The sequence below is a fragment of the Stenotrophomonas sp. AGC87 genome (assembly GCF_057333975.1).
On record NZ_JBHFHW010000044.1, the window covers coordinates 18,594 to 34,224 of the forward strand.

Here is a 15,631-nt window from a genome sequence, read left to right on the forward strand (position 1 = left end):
CGCTCATGACCAGTACCACCCGCACGCCGGATGAGCAGGCCCTGCAACGTCGCCGCGCGCATCGCACCGCGTGGGCGGTCGGGATCGTCGCGCTGATGGTCTATGGCGGCTTCATCCTCAGCGGGGTGATCGGGCGATGAGCGAGCCGCGTCCGGCACCCGCGCGTCATGCGGGCCTGCCCCGCCTGATCGGGGTGGCGCTGGCGGTGTTCGTGCTGACCTTCTCGCTGGTACCGCTGTACCGCATCGCCTGCGAGAAGGTGTTCGGCGTACGCCTGGAGCGTGGCCCCGGGGCGGCGGCAGGCACGGCAGCCGCCACCGGCAAGCGCACGGTGCGGGTGGAGTTCGATGGCGGAGTGAATTCCAAGTTGCCGTGGGCGTTCCATCCCGAACAGCTGACGATGGACGTGGTGCCCGGCGAGCTCAACGAGGCGCTGTATTACGCGCGCAATGACAGCGATCGCGCACTGGTCGGCAGTGCCGTTCCGTCGGTCGCACCGGCCAAGGCGTCGGGCTACTTCAGCAAGACCGAGTGCTTCTGCTTCACCGCGCAGACCCTGCAGGCCGGTGAGAAGCGCGACATGCCGGTGCGCTTCATCGTCGATCCCGACCTGCCGGCCAACATCACCACGATCACCCTGTCCTACACCTTCTACAAGAACGACGCCTTGTCCGCGCAGCTGGCCCCGGCCAGCCTGCCGACCGGCGCGCGTGCAGCTCCCTGATCCGGACCGGACCCAAGACCATGGCCCAGCAAAGCCCCGATGCGAACGTGTACTTCGTGCCCACGCACAGCAAATGGCCGTTCATCGGTTCCATTGCGATGATGGTGACCATGGTCGGCGTGGCCAGCTGGCTCAACGATTCCGGCTGGGGCAAGTGGACCTTCTACGCCGGCATCGCGATGCTGGTGCTGACCCTGTTCTGGTGGTTCAGCGATGTGGTGCGCGAATCGCAGGCCGGCAGCTACAACCGCCAGGTGGACGGCTCGTTCCGGATGGGGATGGTGTGGTTCATCTTCTCCGAGGTGATGTTCTTCGGCGCGTTCTTCGGGGCGCTGTTCTACACCCGCAACCTGGGCCTGCCGTGGCTGGGCGGCGCGGGCGATGGCGTGATGACCAACGAGTTGCTGTGGGACGGGTATTCGGCGGCGTGGCCGACCAATGGCCCGGGTGCGATCGGCGGCCATTTCCAGACCATTCCGGCCTGGGGTCTGCCGCTGATCAATACGCTGATCCTGCTCACCTCCGGCGTCACCCTGACCATCGCGCATCACGCGCTCAAGGCCGGTCACCGCCGTCAACTGCTGGTCTGGCTGGGCATCACCGTGCTGCTCGGCGTGGGCTTCCTCACCCTGCAGGCGGAGGAGTACATCCACGCCTACAAGGAACTCAACCTCACCCTGGGTTCGGGCATCTACGGCTCGACCTTCTTCATGCTCACCGGTTTCCACGGCGTGCACGTGCTGCTCGGCACGGTCATGTTGGCGGTGATGTGGCTGCGCTCGTCGAAGGGGCATTTCACCCGCGACAACCACTTCGGCTTCGAAGCCGCCGCGTGGTACTGGCACTTCGTCGACGTGGTGTGGCTGATGCTGTTCCTGTTCGTCTACGTGCTGTAGCGTCGGTGCGACCTCCTGCCGCATCGACGCCGGTGCGGCCTCAGCCGCCGATGCCGTGGGGCTTGATCCAACCGCTGTAGATGCCGATGACCACCAGCACGATCAGCGCCACCGACACCGTGATGCGGCGGGTGAGGGCATTGACGGTGCGCTTGGTCTGGCCGCGATCGACCAGCAGGTAATACAGCCCGGCGCCCAGATTCCAGACGATGACGATCAGAAACGCGATTACCAGCAGGGTCTTCAACGAATCATTCATGCGCGGCTCGATGGCGTGGCGGGTGCGCCTATATCACCGCGTTTTGCCGGCGTTGTCATGATGCGCAAGCACACACGCCTGATCGGCTGGATCGCCGCGGTGCTGGTCATCCTCGTGTTCTGCCAGTTGGGCCGCTGGCAACTGCAGCGCATGCACGCCAAAGAGGCGTTGCTGGCCCAGCAGGTACCCGCCCGCGCGCAGTCGCTCACGCTGGGCCAGGCGCAGGCCGCCCCGCCGTTGCTGCGCTGGGTGGAGGATCACGGTCGCTTCCTGCCCGGCACGGTCCTGCTCGACAACCAGACCCGCGAAGGCCGCGCCGGCCTCAAGGTGTATCAGCCGTTCCAGAGTGACGACGGCGCACGCGTGCTGATCGATCTGGGCTGGCTGCCGATGCCGCCGGATCGTGTCATCCCACCGATCACACCGCTTGCCGGCCATACGGCCATCAGCGGCCTGCTGGCGCCGTCACCGGCCACCGGGCTGGCCCTGGGGCCGGCGCTGTCGTCCGCGCCACAGCCGGGCGTATGGCTGGCCAGCCGGATGCCACCTGACGACATGGCCCGTGCGCTGTCGCTGCCGCCGGGCAGCCTTGGCGCGCGCGTGCTGCGGTTGGATCCGGCGCTGCCCGGTGGCTACGCGCGCGATCTGGAGCTGCTGCCCAATACCCTGCCGCCCAGTCGCCATCTGGGCTACGCCGTGCAATGGTTCGGACTGGCGTTGACCGTGCTGGTGGTCGCGCTGGTCCTGGAATTCCGTCGCCATCGCCGCCGGCGTGGCACTCCCCGGCGCTGACCGGCTCAACATGAGAAAATGCCGCCCATGAATGCCACTTCCCCGGCCCGGCTGCCGTCCCGTTCACGCGGCCGCTGGACCCTGATCGCGTTGTTCGGCGTGTTCTTCGGCGCCATGGCGCTGGCGGGCGTGCTGCGCTTCTCCGGCTGGCAGCCGACCTCGCACCGCAATACCGGGCAGCTGCTGCAGCCGCCGGCCGATCTGCGCGCACTGCCGCCCACCCTGGCCGATGGTCAGCCGTACCCCTGGAACCCCAACGATCGCACCTGGCGGATCCTGGTGGCCCCGTCTGCCAGCTGTACCAGCGAGTGCGTCACTTTGTCGCAGGGATTGGGCAAGGTGTGGCAGCTGTTCGGCCATAACGCCGATAATGTCGAGATCCTGTGGCTGGGCACGCCGCCGGCCGAGGTCCAGGGCATGCCCGCACTGCGCGCGCTGCGCGCCCAACCGGACCTGCGTGCCGCTTTGCCCGCCGTGGATGACGCCGCCGGCACGCCTGTGTATGTGATCGATCCCAACGGATTCGTGATCATGCGGTACGCGCCGGGATTCGATATGGCCGGTCTGCGCAAAGACCTGGCCACGCTGCTGAAACTGAAGTGAGTTCCGTTTAGATGAGCCTCTCCGCACGCCCGGTGCTGCACCGCAATTTCCACCGTCTGGCGTGGTTTGCGCTGATCATGACCGCCAGCACGATCATGTTCGGTTCGTTCGTGCGTCTGTCCGATGCGGGCCTGAGCTGCCCGGACTGGCCGACCTGCTATGGCCGTGTCACCTGGCCGCAGCACGCCGAGGAAGTGATCGGCCACGAGGCCGCCAAGATCCGCCCGCTGGAAACGCACAAGGCGTGGCGCGAGCAGGTGCACCGTTTCCTGGCCGGTGCACTCGGCATCGAGATCCTCACCCTGGCGCTGCTGGCCACGCGCCGCCGTCGCTGGGGCAGCACGGCGGTGATCACCGCCTGTGTGCTGGTGGCGACCGGCATACCGCTGTACATGATGGGCATGCACGTGCCGGCGAGCATCCTGGCGATCATCGGCGAGGCGATCCTGCTGATCGCCGCGCTGCGCTGGACCAACATCGACCTGGCCCGCGCCGCGTTGCTGACGCTGGCGGTGGTGATCTTCCAGGCGCTGCTCGGCATGTGGACGGTCACTTGGCTGCTCAAGCCGATCGTGGTCATGGGCCATCTGCTCGGCGGCATGCTCATGTTCGGCCTGCTGGTGTGGATGGCGTGGCGCGCCACGCACATGCCGATCACCCTGGCCGAAGCGCCCAAGCTGAAGTGGCTGATCCGCGCCGGCGTGGCCGTGCTGGTCGCGCAGATCGCCCTCGGCGGCTGGGTCAGCGCCAACTACGCCGCACTCGCCTGCGGTGGCGGCAGCGCCTCGCTGGACAACTTCCCGCGCTGCGTCAGCCAATGGTGGCCGCCGCATGACTTCAAGGAGGGCTTCACCCTGTGGCGCGGCATCGGCGTGGATTACGAAGGGGGCGTGCTGGATGGCGCCTCGCGCATCGCGATCCAGATGGCGCACCGCTTGATGGCGATCGTGGTCGCCGTGTACCTGCTGTGGTTGTCGGTGCGCCTGTTCCGCCTCCCGAGCATGCGCGGCTGGGCGAGTGCCCTGGGTCTGCTGGTGGTGCTGCAGATCACCCTGGGCATCCTCAACGTGAAGCTGGCGGTGCCGCTGGAAGTGGCCGTCGCGCACAGCGGGGGCGCGGTGGCGCTGCTGTTCGTGCTGGTGACACTGCTGGCGCGCCTGCGCGCGCCGGATGCCGAGGGTGGCAAGGCCAGCGCGGCCTCCCCTGCCGTGCAGGCGGGCTGACGGCATGGCCAGTTACCGTCAGTACTGGGATCTGACCAAGCCCAAGGTCGTCGCCCTGATCGTGTTCACCGCGCTGGTGGGCATGTTCCTGGCCATCCCCGGCGTGCCGACCGCGCAGCAGGCGCTGGACGGGGCCCTCGGCTTCCTCGGCATCTGGCTGGCCGCCTCGGCCGCCGCGGCGATCAACCAGCTGCTGGACGCGCGCATCGATGCACAGATGGCGCGCACCTCGTGGCGCCCGCTGGTGGTGGGCAAGGTCAAGCCGTGGCAGGTGCTGGTCTTCGCCGGCCTGCTGATCGTGCTGTCGATGACGATCCTGGTGGTCTGGGTCAACGTGATCACCGCCGTGCTCACCTTCGCCTCGCTGATCGGTTACGCGGTGATCTACACCGTATACCTCAAGCGCGCGACCTCGCAGAACATCGTCATCGGCGGCCTCGCCGGCGCCACCCCGCCGATGCTCGGCTGGGCCGCGATCACCGGCATGCAGGGCCCGTGGGACTGGGCCTACGCGTCGCTGCTGGTGCTGATCATCTTCATCTGGACCCCGCCGCACTTCTGGGCGTTGGCGATCTTCCGCCGCGAGGATTACGCCAAGGCGGAAATCCCGATGCTGCCGGTAACCCACGGCGTGGCGTACACCCGCAAGTCGATCATGGTCTATTCGATCGCCCTGGCCATCGTCAGCATCCTGCCGGTCGTGTTCGGCATGAGCGGCATGTTCTACCTCGGCGGCGCGATCGTGCTCAACGCGGTCTTCCTCTGGTACGCCTGGCGCATGCTGAATCCGCCGGACGAATTGTTCTCGATGAAGATGTTCGGCTACTCCATCGTCTACCTGATGGCCCTGTTCGCCTTCCTGATGGTGGACCACTGGATGCTGCCCTGGTTGCAGTGACCGCCTTGAATCGGTGATTCGCCGCCGCCATTGCTGCTGTACCGAACAGGGAGTGACGGTATGAAGCGATGGCGTTGGATGGCAGGGTGGGTGATCGGGATGGCGTTGGGTGCGGCGAATGCGGCACCGGTAGCGTCAGCGCAGGACGCGGCCGCGCAGATCATGCGGCATGCGGGCGCAAGCCAGCTCGTGGTGCTGGGCGAACTGCACGGTACGCGGGAGATGCCGCAGCTCGTGCAGGAACTGGTCCAAGCCTATGTCGCGCAGGGCACCCCGGTGCACCTTGGGCTGGAACTGCCGGCCACCGAGAACGCCCGGCTGGCCACCTATCTGGCCTCCAACGGTGACGCCGCGGCACGCCAGGCGGTGCGCACCACCTCCTACTGGCGCACCGCTGGTAAGCCGCACGACGGCCGTCGCAATGAAGACACGCTGTCGCTGATCGAGGCGGTGCGGGTCCTGCGCGTGCAGGGCCACGATGTGCAGGTCGTTGGGTTCGACCAGGTACTGCCGGCGGCACAGGTCGGTACCGGCGCGCGTGATGCGGCGATGGCCGATGCACTGCGCGCGCACCACGCAACGTTGCCCTCCGATGGGCGGCTGCTGGTGCTGACCGGGAATGTGCATGCCATGCGGACTCAGCCGGAGGGGCTGCCGTGGCCGCCGGTGACAGCCTTGCTGCTCGATCTCCAGCCCTATGCGGTGCGGGTTGATGCGCGCAGCGGGCAGGCGTGGGGCTGCACGCAGCATCGGCAATGCGGCGCGCGATCACTGCCGGCATATACCGGGCCTTCGCCGCTGCAGAAAACGGGCTCAGACCGGTCATACGATCTGCAGATCTGGCTACCGCGCTTCAGCGTGGCGCGGTGGGTGGAGTAGCCGCTTGCGGATGGGGATGTTCCGCGATGTCGCGTAAGGCGAGCATCTACGTTGCAGAAGATCGCCGCGGCAATCACCGATTGATCGTGAGCAGGCTGGGACGGGTGTGCGACAAACCTAGGTAGTCGAGCGCGCTCAACTACCTCTCTCACCCGTCACCGGCTCCACCGGATCACGCGCATACCGCTGGGCGATCATCGCGCAGACGATCAGCTGGATCTGGTGGTAGATCATGATCGGCAGCACGATCGCACCGAGGCTGCCGCCGGCGAACAGCACCTTGGCGATCGGCACGCCGGTGGCCAGGCTCTTCTTCGAGCCGCAGAACAGGATGGTGATTTCATCCTCGCGGTTGAAGCCCAGCCGGCGCGCGATGAAGCGGATCAGCGGCATCGCGATGCCGAGCAGGACCGCCGCCACCACCGCCACACTGAGCAGCGACAACAGCGGCGTCTTGCTCCACAGCCCTTCGCTGACCGCTTCGCCGAAGGCGGAGTAGACCACCAGCAGGATCGTGCCCTGGTCGGTATAGCGCAGCAGCGCGCGCTGCTTCTCGACCCAGCGGGCAATCCACGGGCGCAGCAGATGGCCGGCCACGAACGGCACCAGCAGCTGCAGCATGATGCTGACGATGGCCTGGCCGGGGTTGTGCATGCCGCCTTCGGTGCCGGCCAGCAGGGCCAGCAGCAGCGGGGTCAGGAAGACGCCGAGGATGCTCGACAGCGAGGCGCTGCACACCGCCGCCGGGACATTGCCACGGGCGATCGAGGTGAACGCGATCGAGGACTGCACGGTGGACGGCAGCGCACACAGGAACAGCACGCCGATGTACAGCTCGGGCGTGAGCAGCCAGCCATCCAGCGGTTTGAACATCAGGCCCAGCAGCGGGAACATCACGAACGTGCAGGCCAGGATGGTCAGGTGCAGGCGCCAGTGCAGCAGGCCGGCGACGATCGACTCCCGTGGCAGGCGCGCGCCGTGCAGGAAGAACAGCGCGGCAATGGCGACGTCGGTGACGTCGTCGAGCACCATCGCGGCGGCGCCGTGCATCGGCAGGAAGGACGCCAGCAGCACGGTGCAGAGCAGGGCGAGGGTGAAGTTGTCCGGTCGCAGGCGCGACCACCAGCGGGTCATGGCGGGCAGGCTCCTGTAGAGCAGGGAAGTAAGCGGGAGAAGAAGAGCAGGGTCAACGCGCGGCGTCCTGCTCCAGCAGGGAGCGGGTCGGTGCTTCCAGCGAGGTCATGCCGGCCTCGCGGCCGAACTGCAGGGCCTGATCCACCGAGGCACCGTCATGCGCCTGCAGCAGTGCCAGCAGCGCACCGGCGCGATTGCCGGAGGCGCAGTGCAGCAGCACCGGGCCTTGGCTCTGCGCCAGCGCGGTACGCAGCGCCTGCGCATTGGCGTCGGTCAGGCCGGCGGCACCCGCGACCGGGATGCGCACATAGCGAAGCCCCAGGCGTTCGGCCGCGGCGGTTTCATCGAAGCCGCGCGCTTCGTCGGGCTGGCGCAGGTCGATCAGCGTCGTGACCCGGGCCGCAGCGGCCTGCTGCAGCTGAGCGGCGCTGGGTTGTCCGGCGGTGTACAGCTGCGGCCGTGGCTGCGCGAAGGGCAGCGCCGCGGCCCAGGCGGGCATGCATAGCGCCAGCAGTGCGGCGATGACGCCAGCGCGGAGCCAGCGGAGGATCGATGCAGCGGGACTGGCGAGGTGGGAGGCCACGGCGGCTCCGTTGGTCAGAAGCGGAGGGTGCTGCGCGCCTTGAGTAGTTCGCGCAGCTCGTACTTGTCAGTATCGTCCAGACCCTGCTGGCTCTGCTTTGCCTGAAGCTCATCCAGACGTTGCATCAGCAGCTGTTTCTCCAGCTGGGCCACCGCGTCATGCAGCTCCTGGGTCCACATCGCTTCGTCGCCGGGCAGGGTCTGCGCGGCCAGCTTGTGCAGCGACTCCTGTTCCTCGCGGCCTTCGAAGTGCTCCAGCAGCGCGCCGGTGCTGATGTCCGGGCGCTGCTCGACCAGGGTCAGCAGTTCGGTCAGCAGTTCGATGCCGGGCAGGCGCAGGCCGGTGAAGTGATGGCCTTCCAGGGTCATCGCCAGCGAGGGCTGCTGCAGCAGGATCGCGATGGCTGCGCGCACCAGGCTGCGGCGCTGTGCCGGTGCCACCGCGCGCTGCGGTTGGCGTGAGGGCTGCGCGGACGCACTGGGCTTGGCGCCCAAGCCGGTCAGCGTGGTCAGCTGCTGCTTCATCAGGTCGCCGAAGGCACCATCGGGAATCTGCGCCAGCATCGGCTTGGCCCGTTCGGCCAGGCGTGCCTTGCCGTCGAGCGTGCCCATGTTGACCTCACGGGTGAGCTCGTCGAAGAAGAACTGCGACAGCGGCGTGGCCTGCTGCAGGCGGGCATCGAAGCCCTCGCGGCCTTCTTTGCGCACGATGGTGTCCGGGTCTTCGCCATCGGGCAGGAACAGGAAGAAGGCCTGGCGGCCGTCCTTCATGCGCGGCAGCACAGACTCCAGCGCACGCCAGCCGGCGCGGCGGCCGGCGGCATCGCCATCGAAGCAGAAGAACACGTCCGGCGCATTGCGGAACAGCAGCTCGGCGTGGTCCGGCGTGGTCGCCGTGCCCAGCGTGGCCACCGCCTGGGTGACGCCGAACTGGAACAGCGAGACCACGTCCATGTAGCCCTCGACCACGATCAGCCGCTCGATCTTCTGGTTGGCCTGGCGCACCTGCCACAGGCCGTACAGCTCGCGGCCCTTGTGGAACAGCGCGGTCTCGGGCGAGTTGAGGTACTTGGGGCCGTCGTCTTTCTCCATCACGCGGCCGCCGTAGGCGATCACGCGGCCGCGGCGGTCGAAGATCGGGAACATGACCCGGTCGCGGAACTTGTCGTAGACGTGGCCGCGGTCGTTCTTGGAGAACAGGCCGGCACGGTCGAGCAGCTTCATCCGCCGCTCGTCCTTGCCCAGGGCATCCTTCAGCGCGCTGTAGCCGTCCGGTGCGTAACCGATGGCGAAGCGCTCGCGGTTCTCTTCATCGACACCGCGCTGGTCCAGGTACGCGCGTGCCTTGTCGCTGCCTTTCAGCGCGGTCTGGAAGAAGCGCGTGGCCGCGTCCAGCGCCGAGTACAGATCGCGGCTGTCGTCCTGCTGCTGCGCCGTGCGCGGCTGGGTATCGCGCGGTACTTCCATGCCCACGCGCTTGGCCAGCTCATCGACCGCGTCGAGAAATTCGAGGCGGTCGTAATTCATCAGGAAGCTGATCGCCGTGCCATGCGCGCCGCAGCCGAAGCAATGATAGAACTGCTTGGTCGGTGAGACCGTGAACGAGGCCGAGCGCTCGTCATGGAACGGGCAGCGCGCTGCGTATTCCTTGCCCTGGCGCTTCAACGGCACGCGGCTGCCCACCACCTCGACAATGTCGGAGCGGGCCAGCAGGTCGTCGATGAATGCGTCGGGGATACGGGCCATGGGCAGCAGGCGGGGGCATGGCCGGTCACGGCCACGCACGGAAGCGGGGGTACCGCTAGTCTACTAGCTGCCGGCCGGTTCGCCCGGTTTCGGTGGCTCCACCCCAGCCTCGGCGAGGACGGCATGGGCGCGCAGGCGCTCATCAATCACCGAGGTCATCAGTGCACCGACGAAGAACACCACCGTGGCGTAGTAGATCCACACCAGCGAGATCACCAGGGCGCCCATCGAGCCATACGCGCTGCCCGGTGCGACGGTGGCGATGTACAGGCCGATGCCATAGCGGCCCAGGGCGAACAGGGCGGAGGTGATCGCACCGCCGATGAAGGCCTGGCGCCACGCCACGCGGCGGTCGGGCAGGTAGTGGTAGAGGAAGGCAAAGCCCACGGTGTACAGCGCCAGGCTGGTCAGATAGCCGATCGCCGGCAGCACCGAGGGCAGGTGCGCGAACACGACCTGCAGCATCGTGGTGGCGGTCATCGAGAGGATCAGCAGGAAGCCCAGCGCCAGCACCACGCCGAACGAAAACACCCGCTTGCGCAACCAGGCCACGATGCCATCCAGGCGCTCGCCGCTGGTGTTGAAGATCAGGTTCAAGGCGTTCTGCAGCTGGGCGAACACCGCCGTGGCACCAATGAACAGCAGCAGGGTGCTCCACACGCCGGCCAGCGTGCCGATATCGGGCTGGTTGTTGGCATTGCTGAGCACCGTCTCCGCCACCGAGGCGGCGCTGGTGCCGGCCACGTCATTGATCTGGCCCAGCAGCGCCTGCTGCGCCGGGGGGTACAGCGAGGCGGTCAGCCATAGCAGCAGCACGAGCAGTGGCGCCATCGAGAGCAGGGCGTAGAAGGCCAGCGCGGCGGCCTGGGTCATTACGTCCGCATCGATGAAGCGGCGCAGCAGCACGGCGGGGAAGCTCTGCTCCAGCCGCGCCATGTGCTTGCGGATCCTGGAGAGGGAATGGCTCGGCGAGTGCATTGACGGCGTCGGGTCGGAAGCGAGGCCTCTGTTCTAGCAAATGGCTGGGTTGTGCCGGGTGAAGCGGGTCGATCAGGTCAAGATCTTGACGGATATCGCGCTATCCTTCTGCCCGGTTTTCCACCTTCACAGCAGAAAGGACGCTTCATGAAAGGAATGGTCTACACGACGATGGTGCTGTTGGCCGCTGCGGGCCCGGCGGCGGCTTCCGGGGCCTGCGACAAGGCTTTCAAGACGGTAGGGGATGCGCGCAACGGTGCGCTGTACATGGCCGATGTCACGGTGCCGGGCCTGAAGGTGCAGAGCGCACTGGACCAGCTGCGCAAGATCGGCGGCGATGACAAGTTCGAAGTCGCGGGGCAGCTGGTGGAGGGCGATACCGGCGACCAGTACCTGATCCAGCGCACAGGGCTGCGCGTCCCGTTGGTCCTGGTGGGCACCGCCGATCGCACCGGTCGCGTCACGCTGGCGACCAAGCTGGCCCGTGGTCAGTCGATCGAGCCGGCGGCGGCCAAGCAGTCGATGTGCGGGATGCTGGACAAACTCAAGGCGGGCAGCCAGGGCGACACGGTTGCCGCGGCCGGGCGCACGCAGTACCCGATGCCGGCCATCGAGGCAGTGGCGGCCCCGGATCTGTCCAAGCGGATGGGCAAGGAAGTGAAAGACACGATGGCGCTGTACCGCAGTGCCGGTGCCTTCAAGGATCTGATGCTGGGGACCAACACGAACAAGGAAGACAAGGGCGACCGTTCGGCCACCTTCCTGCCGCTGTACGCAACCTACGTGGGGCGGCGCTATCAGATCGATGGCCAGATCTATACGGTCAATCCGAGCACGTATTCGACCAAGCCCGGTGACATCGGCTCGATCAACTACCTGGTCACCCCGACCCGCGGCCTGCTGCGCGTCCGCCAGAACGACACGTACAACAACAACAACTACACCATCCGCTGCGAATTCGCGTCGGATCAGGCGGCCAACTTCACCATGCTGCGCGAGCGCGACTGGGCGAAACTGGAAGGCGAGATCAGTTCGATCGAGGAAAGCTCGATGACGCTGCGCAACTGCCGCCAGGCCACCTGACAACGGATCTGCTGAAACTGAAAAGGCCCGCGAAATGCGGGCCTTTTCTTATGCGGCGTTGCGGCGGGATCAGCCGGCCAGCTGCTGCTTGACCAGCTTGGACACCAGGCCCATGTCGGCCTGACCGGCCAGACGCGGCTTGAGCGCGCCCATCAGCTTGCCGATGTCGGCCGGGGTGGTCGCGCCGGTTTCGGCGATGGCGGCCTGGATGGCGGCCACGATCTCGGCCTCGCCCAGCTTGGCCGGCAGGTACTGGTCGATCACCACGATTTCCTCGCGCTCGATCACGGCCAGGTCTTCACGGTTGGCCGCTTCGAACTGGGTGACCGAGTCCTTGCGCTGCTTGACCATCTTTTCCAGCACGGCGAGCACGGCGGCGTCGTCCAGCTCGATGCGCTCATCGACTTCGCGCTGCTTGATCGCAGCCAGCATCAGGCGGATCACGCCCAGGCGGTGCTTCTCGCCGGCCTTCATGGCGGCCTTCATGTCATCGGTGAGCTGCTGCTTCAGGCTCATGGGAACACCTCGTGTCGGTGGAAAAGGAAAGCGGGGCGCCGAAGCGCTGGAACGCAAAAAGCCGGTAACGCTCGCGCGTTCCGGCTTCGGCTCCGTCACGACAGGCCAAGGCCTGCCGTATCGAAGTTGCGTCCGATCAGTACAGGCGCTGACGCTTGGTGACGTCGCGCGACGAACGGCGCAGCTGACGCTTCACAGCAGCGGCAGCCTTACGCTTACGCTCCTGGGTCGGCTTTTCATAGAACTCGCGCTTGCGGGTTTCGGCCAGCACGCCGGCCTTTTCGCAGGTGCGCTTGAAGCGACGGAGCGCAAACTCGAAGGGCTCGTTCTCGCGGACTTTAACGCTGGGCATGGAATCTCCGGGACACAGTAGAACCGGGTCACGCCCGGTGAGAGCCGCACATTATAGCGGCGAGAAAAGAAGTTGCAACCCACCCCGGCGAACTTCTTGGCCACGGGTGATGCGCAGACAGGCCAGCGTACGTCTGCCGGGGCCTGAAGAGGTCCATAATACCCGTTATGCGAGTCCTTGGTATCGAATCTTCCTGCGATGAGACCGGCGTGGCGGTGTATGACACCTCCCTGTCCGGGATCGACGCCCTGCGCGCCCACGCCGTCTACAGCCAGATCGCCCTCCACGCTGAATACGGCGGGGTGGTGCCCGAGCTGGCCAGCCGCGACCACGTGCGCAAGCTGCTGCCGCTGATCCGGCAGACCCTGGCCGAGGCCGACATGACCGTGGCCGACATCGACGGGGTGGCCTATACGGCCGGCCCCGGGCTGGTCGGCGCGCTGCTGGTCGGGGCCGGCGTGGCCCGTTCACTGGCCTGGGCGCTGGAGGTGCCGGCAGTCGGTGTACATCATATGGAAGGGCATCTGCTGGCCCCGCTGATGGAAGACGACCCGCCGCAGGCGCCGTTCGTGGCCCTGCTGGTGTCCGGTGGGCACACCCAGCTGGTCGCCGTGGACCGGATCGGCCAGTACCGCCTGCTGGGCGAGACCCTGGACGACGCCGCCGGCGAGGCCTTCGACAAGACCGCCAAGCTGATGGGCCTGCCGTACCCCGGTGGCCCGCAGCTGGCCGCCCTGGCCGAGCGCGGCACGCCGGGCCGGTTCAAGTTCACCCGCCCGATGACCGACCGCCCCGGGCTGGATTTCAGCTTCTCCGGGTTGAAGACCCAGGTCCTGCTGGCCTGGCGCGACAGTGACCAGAGCGAGCAGACCCGCGCCGACATTGCCCGTGGCTTTGAAGATGCCGTGGTCGACACCCTGGCGATCAAGTGCGAGCGCGCGCTGGATGCGGCGGGCACCGATGTGATCGTGGTGGCCGGCGGGGTGGGGGCCAACAAACGCCTGCGTGCCAAGCTGCAGCAGATGGCCGCCCGCCGCGGTGGCCGCGCCTGCTTCCCGCGCCCGGCGCTATGCACCGACAACGGCGCGATGATCGCCTTCGCTGGCGCGCTGCGTCTGGAAGCTGGCCAGCACACTCCGCCCCAGGTGCAGGTGACGCCGCGCTGGGATATGGCGACGCTGCCGGCGGTGTAGGGCGCGCGCCCTCACCCCGGTTCCCGGCACATTCCGGACAGCCCCGTTACCATGGTCGCCATCTTCCACGTGGCATGGCTATGGACAAGGTATTCATTGAAGGGCTCGAAATCGATGCCCTGATCGGGATCTACGACTGGGAACGGCGGATCCGCCAGACCCTGCGTTTCGATCTGGACATGGGCTTCGACAACCGCCGCCCGGCGGCCAGCGACGACATCGCCGATACCCTCAATTACAAAGCCGTCAGCAAGCGCATCGAGCAGTTCGTGCGTGACTCGGACTATGGCCTGGTCGAAACCCTGGCCGAGCGCATCGCCGAGATCGTGCTGCGTGAATTCAACGTGCAATGGCTGCGCCTGAAGCTCAGCAAGCCCGGCGCGGTACGCGGCGCGCGCGCGGTCGGCGTGATCATCGAGCGCAGCGCGCAGGACCTGGCAACGCCCTGATACCCCTGATAGGAGAGCGATACACGATGTTGGATGCGGTAGTGGCAACCCGATGGCTGGACAGTGTCCAGCAGACCCTCGAACCCTGGCCCTGGGCCTACACCCTGCTGGTGCTGGCGGCGCTGGCCCTGGCGGCCTGGCTGGCCAACTTCGTCACCAAGAAGATCCTGCTGCGCGGTCTGCGCAAGCTGGTCAATCGCCTGCCAGGCCACAGCGCGGGCAATGAAGGTGGCAACAACCTGCGGGTAATCTCGCGGCTGTCCAACGTGGTGCCGAGCATGGTCATCGCCGCCGGCATCCGGATCGTGCCCGACCTGCCGCCGGAGCTGGTGGCATTCGTGATCGGCGCTTGCCAAGCGTGGGCAGTGCTGACCGTGGCGCTGGCGGTCTCGCATGCGCTGGATGCCGCCAATGATCTGTACGAGCGCCGCCCGGATGCGCGCAACAAGCCGATCAAGGGCTACCTGCAGGTCGTGAAGATCATCGTCTTCGTGATCGCCGGCCTGTCGATCGTGTCCCTCCTGCTGGGGGTGAAGCTCGGCCCGCTGGTCACCGGCCTGGGCGCGGCCACCGCCGTGCTGATGCTGATCTTCCAGGACACCATCCTGTCGCTGGTGGCCAGCGTGCAGATCAGCGGCGATGGCCGGGTGCGGCTGGGCGACTGGATCGAAATGCCCAGCCAGAACGCCGATGGCGATGTGATCGATATCGCCCTGCACACCATTACGGTGCAGAACTTCGACAAGACCATCACCACCATCCCGACCAAGAAGCTGGTGACCGAGTCGTTCAAGAACTGGCGCGGCATGCAGGAAGCGGGCGGGCGCCGGATCAAGCGCGCGTTGTATCTGGACCAGCACAGCGTCGGCTTCGTCGATGCGCCGATGCTGGCCGAGCTGGAGCAGTTCGCGGTGCTGGGCGATTACCTGCGCGGCAAGCAGGCCGAGCTGCAGCGGTACAACGCCGACCTCCAGGCCAAGGGCGTGGCGGCCGTCAATGCGCGCCGGGTCACCAACCTGGGTACTTTCCGGGCTTACGTGGAGCGCTACCTGCAGCACCATCCGGGCATCCATACGGAGATGACCCTGCTGGTACGGCAGCTGCAGCCCACTACCCAGGGCCTGCCACTGGAGATCTATTGCTTCACCCGCAGCACGGCGTGGGGTGAGTACGAGGGCGTGCAGTCGGACGTGTTCGATCACCTGCTGGCGATCCTCCCGGCCTTCGGGCTGCGGGTTTTCCAGGAATCCAGCGACGCCATGTTGATGTCGGGGCAGCAGCGCCTGGCCGCTGCGGAGTAAGCTCCTGTGCCTCCGTGGGCCCC

Annotated in this window: 19 protein-coding genes; 12 read left to right on the forward strand and 7 right to left on the reverse strand. The window is 66.9% G+C overall.

The features are described from left to right. The first annotated feature begins 5 nt into the window (after positions 1-5). From ACE026_RS20260 to ACE026_RS20270, 3 genes are read left to right on the forward strand one after another with little or no spacing between them, the layout of a single operon-like run. Positions 6-140, forward strand: a complete 135-nt coding sequence (locus tag ACE026_RS20260) for a hypothetical protein (RefSeq protein WP_259462181.1) — start codon at positions 6-8, stop codon at positions 138-140. Further along, entirely contained in the window at positions 137-724 is a 588-nt protein-coding gene (locus tag ACE026_RS20265) for a cytochrome c oxidase assembly protein (protein ID WP_353086159.1), read from the forward strand. Before ACE026_RS20260 ends, ACE026_RS20265 begins: the two co-directional genes overlap by 4 nt. A 20-nt stretch (positions 725-744) precedes the next feature. Beyond that, the gene (locus tag ACE026_RS20270) at positions 745-1,620 is read left to right on the forward strand and encodes a cytochrome c oxidase subunit 3 (RefSeq protein WP_152153731.1); all 876 of its coding nucleotides are present in this window, start codon (positions 745-747) and stop codon (positions 1,618-1,620) included. Positions 1,621-1,660: 40 nt separating this feature from the next. Here ACE026_RS20270 and ACE026_RS20275 read toward each other — a convergent pair whose 3' ends face one another. Next, complete coding sequence (locus ACE026_RS20275) at positions 1,661-1,879, reverse strand: twin transmembrane helix small protein (protein ID WP_486040640.1); 219 nt, start codon at positions 1,877-1,879, stop codon at positions 1,661-1,663. 57 nt (positions 1,880-1,936) lie between these two features. Here ACE026_RS20275 and ACE026_RS20280 point away from each other — a divergent pair, with 57 nt between their 5' ends. The 5 genes from ACE026_RS20280 to ACE026_RS20300 are packed head-to-tail and all read left to right on the forward strand — an operon-like array spanning position 1,937 to position 6,274. Continuing rightward, on the forward strand, positions 1,937-2,671 hold the full coding sequence (locus ACE026_RS20280) for an SURF1 family protein (protein WP_486040642.1): 735 nt from the start codon (positions 1,937-1,939) through the stop codon (positions 2,669-2,671). A 27-nt stretch (positions 2,672-2,698) separates the two neighbouring features. Next, on the forward strand, positions 2,699-3,274 hold the full coding sequence (locus ACE026_RS20285; RefSeq protein ID WP_102788907.1) for a hypothetical protein: 576 nt from the start codon (positions 2,699-2,701) through the stop codon (positions 3,272-3,274). 11 nt (positions 3,275-3,285) lie between these two features. Continuing rightward, on the forward strand, positions 3,286-4,497 hold the full coding sequence (locus ACE026_RS20290) for a COX15/CtaA family protein (protein ID WP_486040644.1): 1,212 nt from the start codon (positions 3,286-3,288) through the stop codon (positions 4,495-4,497). A gap of 4 nt (positions 4,498-4,501) precedes the next feature. Then, positions 4,502-5,395: a heme o synthase gene (gene cyoE / locus ACE026_RS20295; RefSeq protein WP_486040646.1), complete on the forward strand. Its 894-nt coding sequence runs from the start codon at positions 4,502-4,504 to the stop codon at positions 5,393-5,395. 60 nt (positions 5,396-5,455) lie between these two features. Next, on the forward strand, positions 5,456-6,274 hold the full coding sequence (locus ACE026_RS20300) for a calcium-binding protein (protein ID WP_486040647.1): 819 nt from the start codon (positions 5,456-5,458) through the stop codon (positions 6,272-6,274). A 135-nt stretch (positions 6,275-6,409) separates the two neighbouring features. Here the strand turns inward: ACE026_RS20300 and ACE026_RS20305 are convergent, their stop codons facing one another. The 4 genes from ACE026_RS20305 to ACE026_RS20320 form a co-directional block, all read right to left on the reverse strand. Continuing rightward, positions 6,410-7,408, reverse strand: coding sequence for a bile acid:sodium symporter family protein (locus tag ACE026_RS20305; protein WP_486040649.1), 999 nt, complete (start codon positions 7,406-7,408; stop codon positions 6,410-6,412). Positions 7,409-7,460: 52 nt separating this feature from the next. Further along, positions 7,461-7,907, reverse strand: coding sequence for a protein tyrosine phosphatase family protein (locus ACE026_RS20310; protein WP_486040738.1), 447 nt, complete (start codon positions 7,905-7,907; stop codon positions 7,461-7,463). A 98-nt stretch (positions 7,908-8,005) separates the two neighbouring features. Beyond that, a complete protein-coding gene (dnaG, locus tag ACE026_RS20315; protein ID WP_346464577.1) occupies positions 8,006-9,736 on the reverse strand; it encodes a DNA primase in 1,731 nt (576 codons plus the stop codon). 63 nt (positions 9,737-9,799) lie between these two features. Beyond that, the gene (locus ACE026_RS20320) at positions 9,800-10,714 is read right to left on the reverse strand and encodes a YihY/virulence factor BrkB family protein (protein WP_486040651.1); all 915 of its coding nucleotides are present in this window, start codon (positions 10,712-10,714) and stop codon (positions 9,800-9,802) included. Positions 10,715-10,861: 147 nt separating this feature from the next. Here ACE026_RS20320 and ACE026_RS20325 point away from each other — a divergent pair, with 147 nt between their 5' ends. After that, complete coding sequence (locus ACE026_RS20325) at positions 10,862-11,797, forward strand: hypothetical protein (RefSeq protein ID WP_260232318.1); 936 nt, start codon at positions 10,862-10,864, stop codon at positions 11,795-11,797. A 69-nt stretch (positions 11,798-11,866) separates the two neighbouring features. Here the strand turns inward: ACE026_RS20325 and ACE026_RS20330 are convergent, their stop codons facing one another. Then, entirely contained in the window at positions 11,867-12,313 is a 447-nt protein-coding gene (locus tag ACE026_RS20330) for a GatB/YqeY domain-containing protein (protein ID WP_265309784.1), read from the reverse strand. A gap of 136 nt (positions 12,314-12,449) precedes the next feature. Next, positions 12,450-12,665: a 30S ribosomal protein S21 gene (rpsU, locus tag ACE026_RS20335; RefSeq protein WP_002808376.1), complete on the reverse strand. Its 216-nt coding sequence runs from the start codon at positions 12,663-12,665 to the stop codon at positions 12,450-12,452. 167 nt (positions 12,666-12,832) lie between these two features. On the opposite strand from rpsU, the gene tsaD reads away from it, so the two are divergent. The 3 genes from tsaD (at position 12,833) to ACE026_RS20350 (ending at position 15,608) form a co-directional block, all read left to right on the forward strand. Next, entirely contained in the window at positions 12,833-13,858 is a 1,026-nt protein-coding gene (tsaD, locus tag ACE026_RS20340; RefSeq protein WP_259262101.1) for a tRNA (adenosine(37)-N6)-threonylcarbamoyltransferase complex transferase subunit TsaD, read from the forward strand. A gap of 80 nt (positions 13,859-13,938) precedes the next feature. Continuing rightward, positions 13,939-14,307: a dihydroneopterin aldolase gene (gene folB, locus ACE026_RS20345; RefSeq protein WP_123731362.1), complete on the forward strand. Its 369-nt coding sequence runs from the start codon at positions 13,939-13,941 to the stop codon at positions 14,305-14,307. 26 nt (positions 14,308-14,333) lie between these two features. Next, a complete protein-coding gene (locus ACE026_RS20350; RefSeq protein WP_486040655.1) occupies positions 14,334-15,608 on the forward strand; it encodes a mechanosensitive ion channel family protein in 1,275 nt (424 codons plus the stop codon). The last annotated feature ends 23 nt before the right edge of the window (positions 15,609-15,631 follow it).

Bases quoted from the DNA above. Each gene is read 5' to 3' on its own strand.
- ACE026_RS20260 (WP_259462181.1), top strand. From the start codon at position 6: ATGACCAGTACCACCCGCACGCCGGATGAGCAGGCCCTGCAACGTCGC.
- ACE026_RS20265 (WP_353086159.1), top strand. From the start codon at position 137: ATGAGCGAGCCGCGTCCGGCACCCGCGCGTCATGCGGGCCTGCCCCGC.
- ACE026_RS20270 (WP_152153731.1), top strand. From the start codon at position 745: ATGGCCCAGCAAAGCCCCGATGCGAACGTGTACTTCGTGCCCACGCAC.
- ACE026_RS20275 (WP_486040640.1), bottom strand. From the start codon at position 1,879: ATGAATGATTCGTTGAAGACCCTGCTGGTAATCGCGTTTCTGATCGTC.
- ACE026_RS20280 (WP_486040642.1), top strand. From the start codon at position 1,937: ATGATGCGCAAGCACACACGCCTGATCGGCTGGATCGCCGCGGTGCTG.
- ACE026_RS20285 (WP_102788907.1), top strand. From the start codon at position 2,699: ATGAATGCCACTTCCCCGGCCCGGCTGCCGTCCCGTTCACGCGGCCGC.
- ACE026_RS20290 (WP_486040644.1), top strand. From the start codon at position 3,286: ATGAGCCTCTCCGCACGCCCGGTGCTGCACCGCAATTTCCACCGTCTG.
- cyoE (WP_486040646.1), top strand. From the start codon at position 4,502: ATGGCCAGTTACCGTCAGTACTGGGATCTGACCAAGCCCAAGGTCGTC.
- ACE026_RS20300 (WP_486040647.1), top strand. From the start codon at position 5,456: ATGAAGCGATGGCGTTGGATGGCAGGGTGGGTGATCGGGATGGCGTTG.
- ACE026_RS20305 (WP_486040649.1), bottom strand. From the start codon at position 7,408: ATGACCCGCTGGTGGTCGCGCCTGCGACCGGACAACTTCACCCTCGCC.
- ACE026_RS20310 (WP_486040738.1), bottom strand. From the start codon at position 7,907: ATGCCCGCCTGGGCCGCGGCGCTGCCCTTCGCGCAGCCACGGCCGCAG.
- dnaG (WP_346464577.1), bottom strand. From the start codon at position 9,736: ATGGCCCGTATCCCCGACGCATTCATCGACGACCTGCTGGCCCGCTCC.
- ACE026_RS20320 (WP_486040651.1), bottom strand. From the start codon at position 10,714: ATGCACTCGCCGAGCCATTCCCTCTCCAGGATCCGCAAGCACATGGCG.
- ACE026_RS20325 (WP_260232318.1), top strand. From the start codon at position 10,862: ATGAAAGGAATGGTCTACACGACGATGGTGCTGTTGGCCGCTGCGGGC.
- ACE026_RS20330 (WP_265309784.1), bottom strand. From the start codon at position 12,313: ATGAGCCTGAAGCAGCAGCTCACCGATGACATGAAGGCCGCCATGAAG.
- rpsU (WP_002808376.1), bottom strand. From the start codon at position 12,665: ATGCCCAGCGTTAAAGTCCGCGAGAACGAGCCCTTCGAGTTTGCGCTC.
- tsaD (WP_259262101.1), top strand. From the start codon at position 12,833: ATGCGAGTCCTTGGTATCGAATCTTCCTGCGATGAGACCGGCGTGGCG.
- folB (WP_123731362.1), top strand. From the start codon at position 13,939: ATGGACAAGGTATTCATTGAAGGGCTCGAAATCGATGCCCTGATCGGG.
- ACE026_RS20350 (WP_486040655.1), top strand. From the start codon at position 14,334: ATGTTGGATGCGGTAGTGGCAACCCGATGGCTGGACAGTGTCCAGCAG.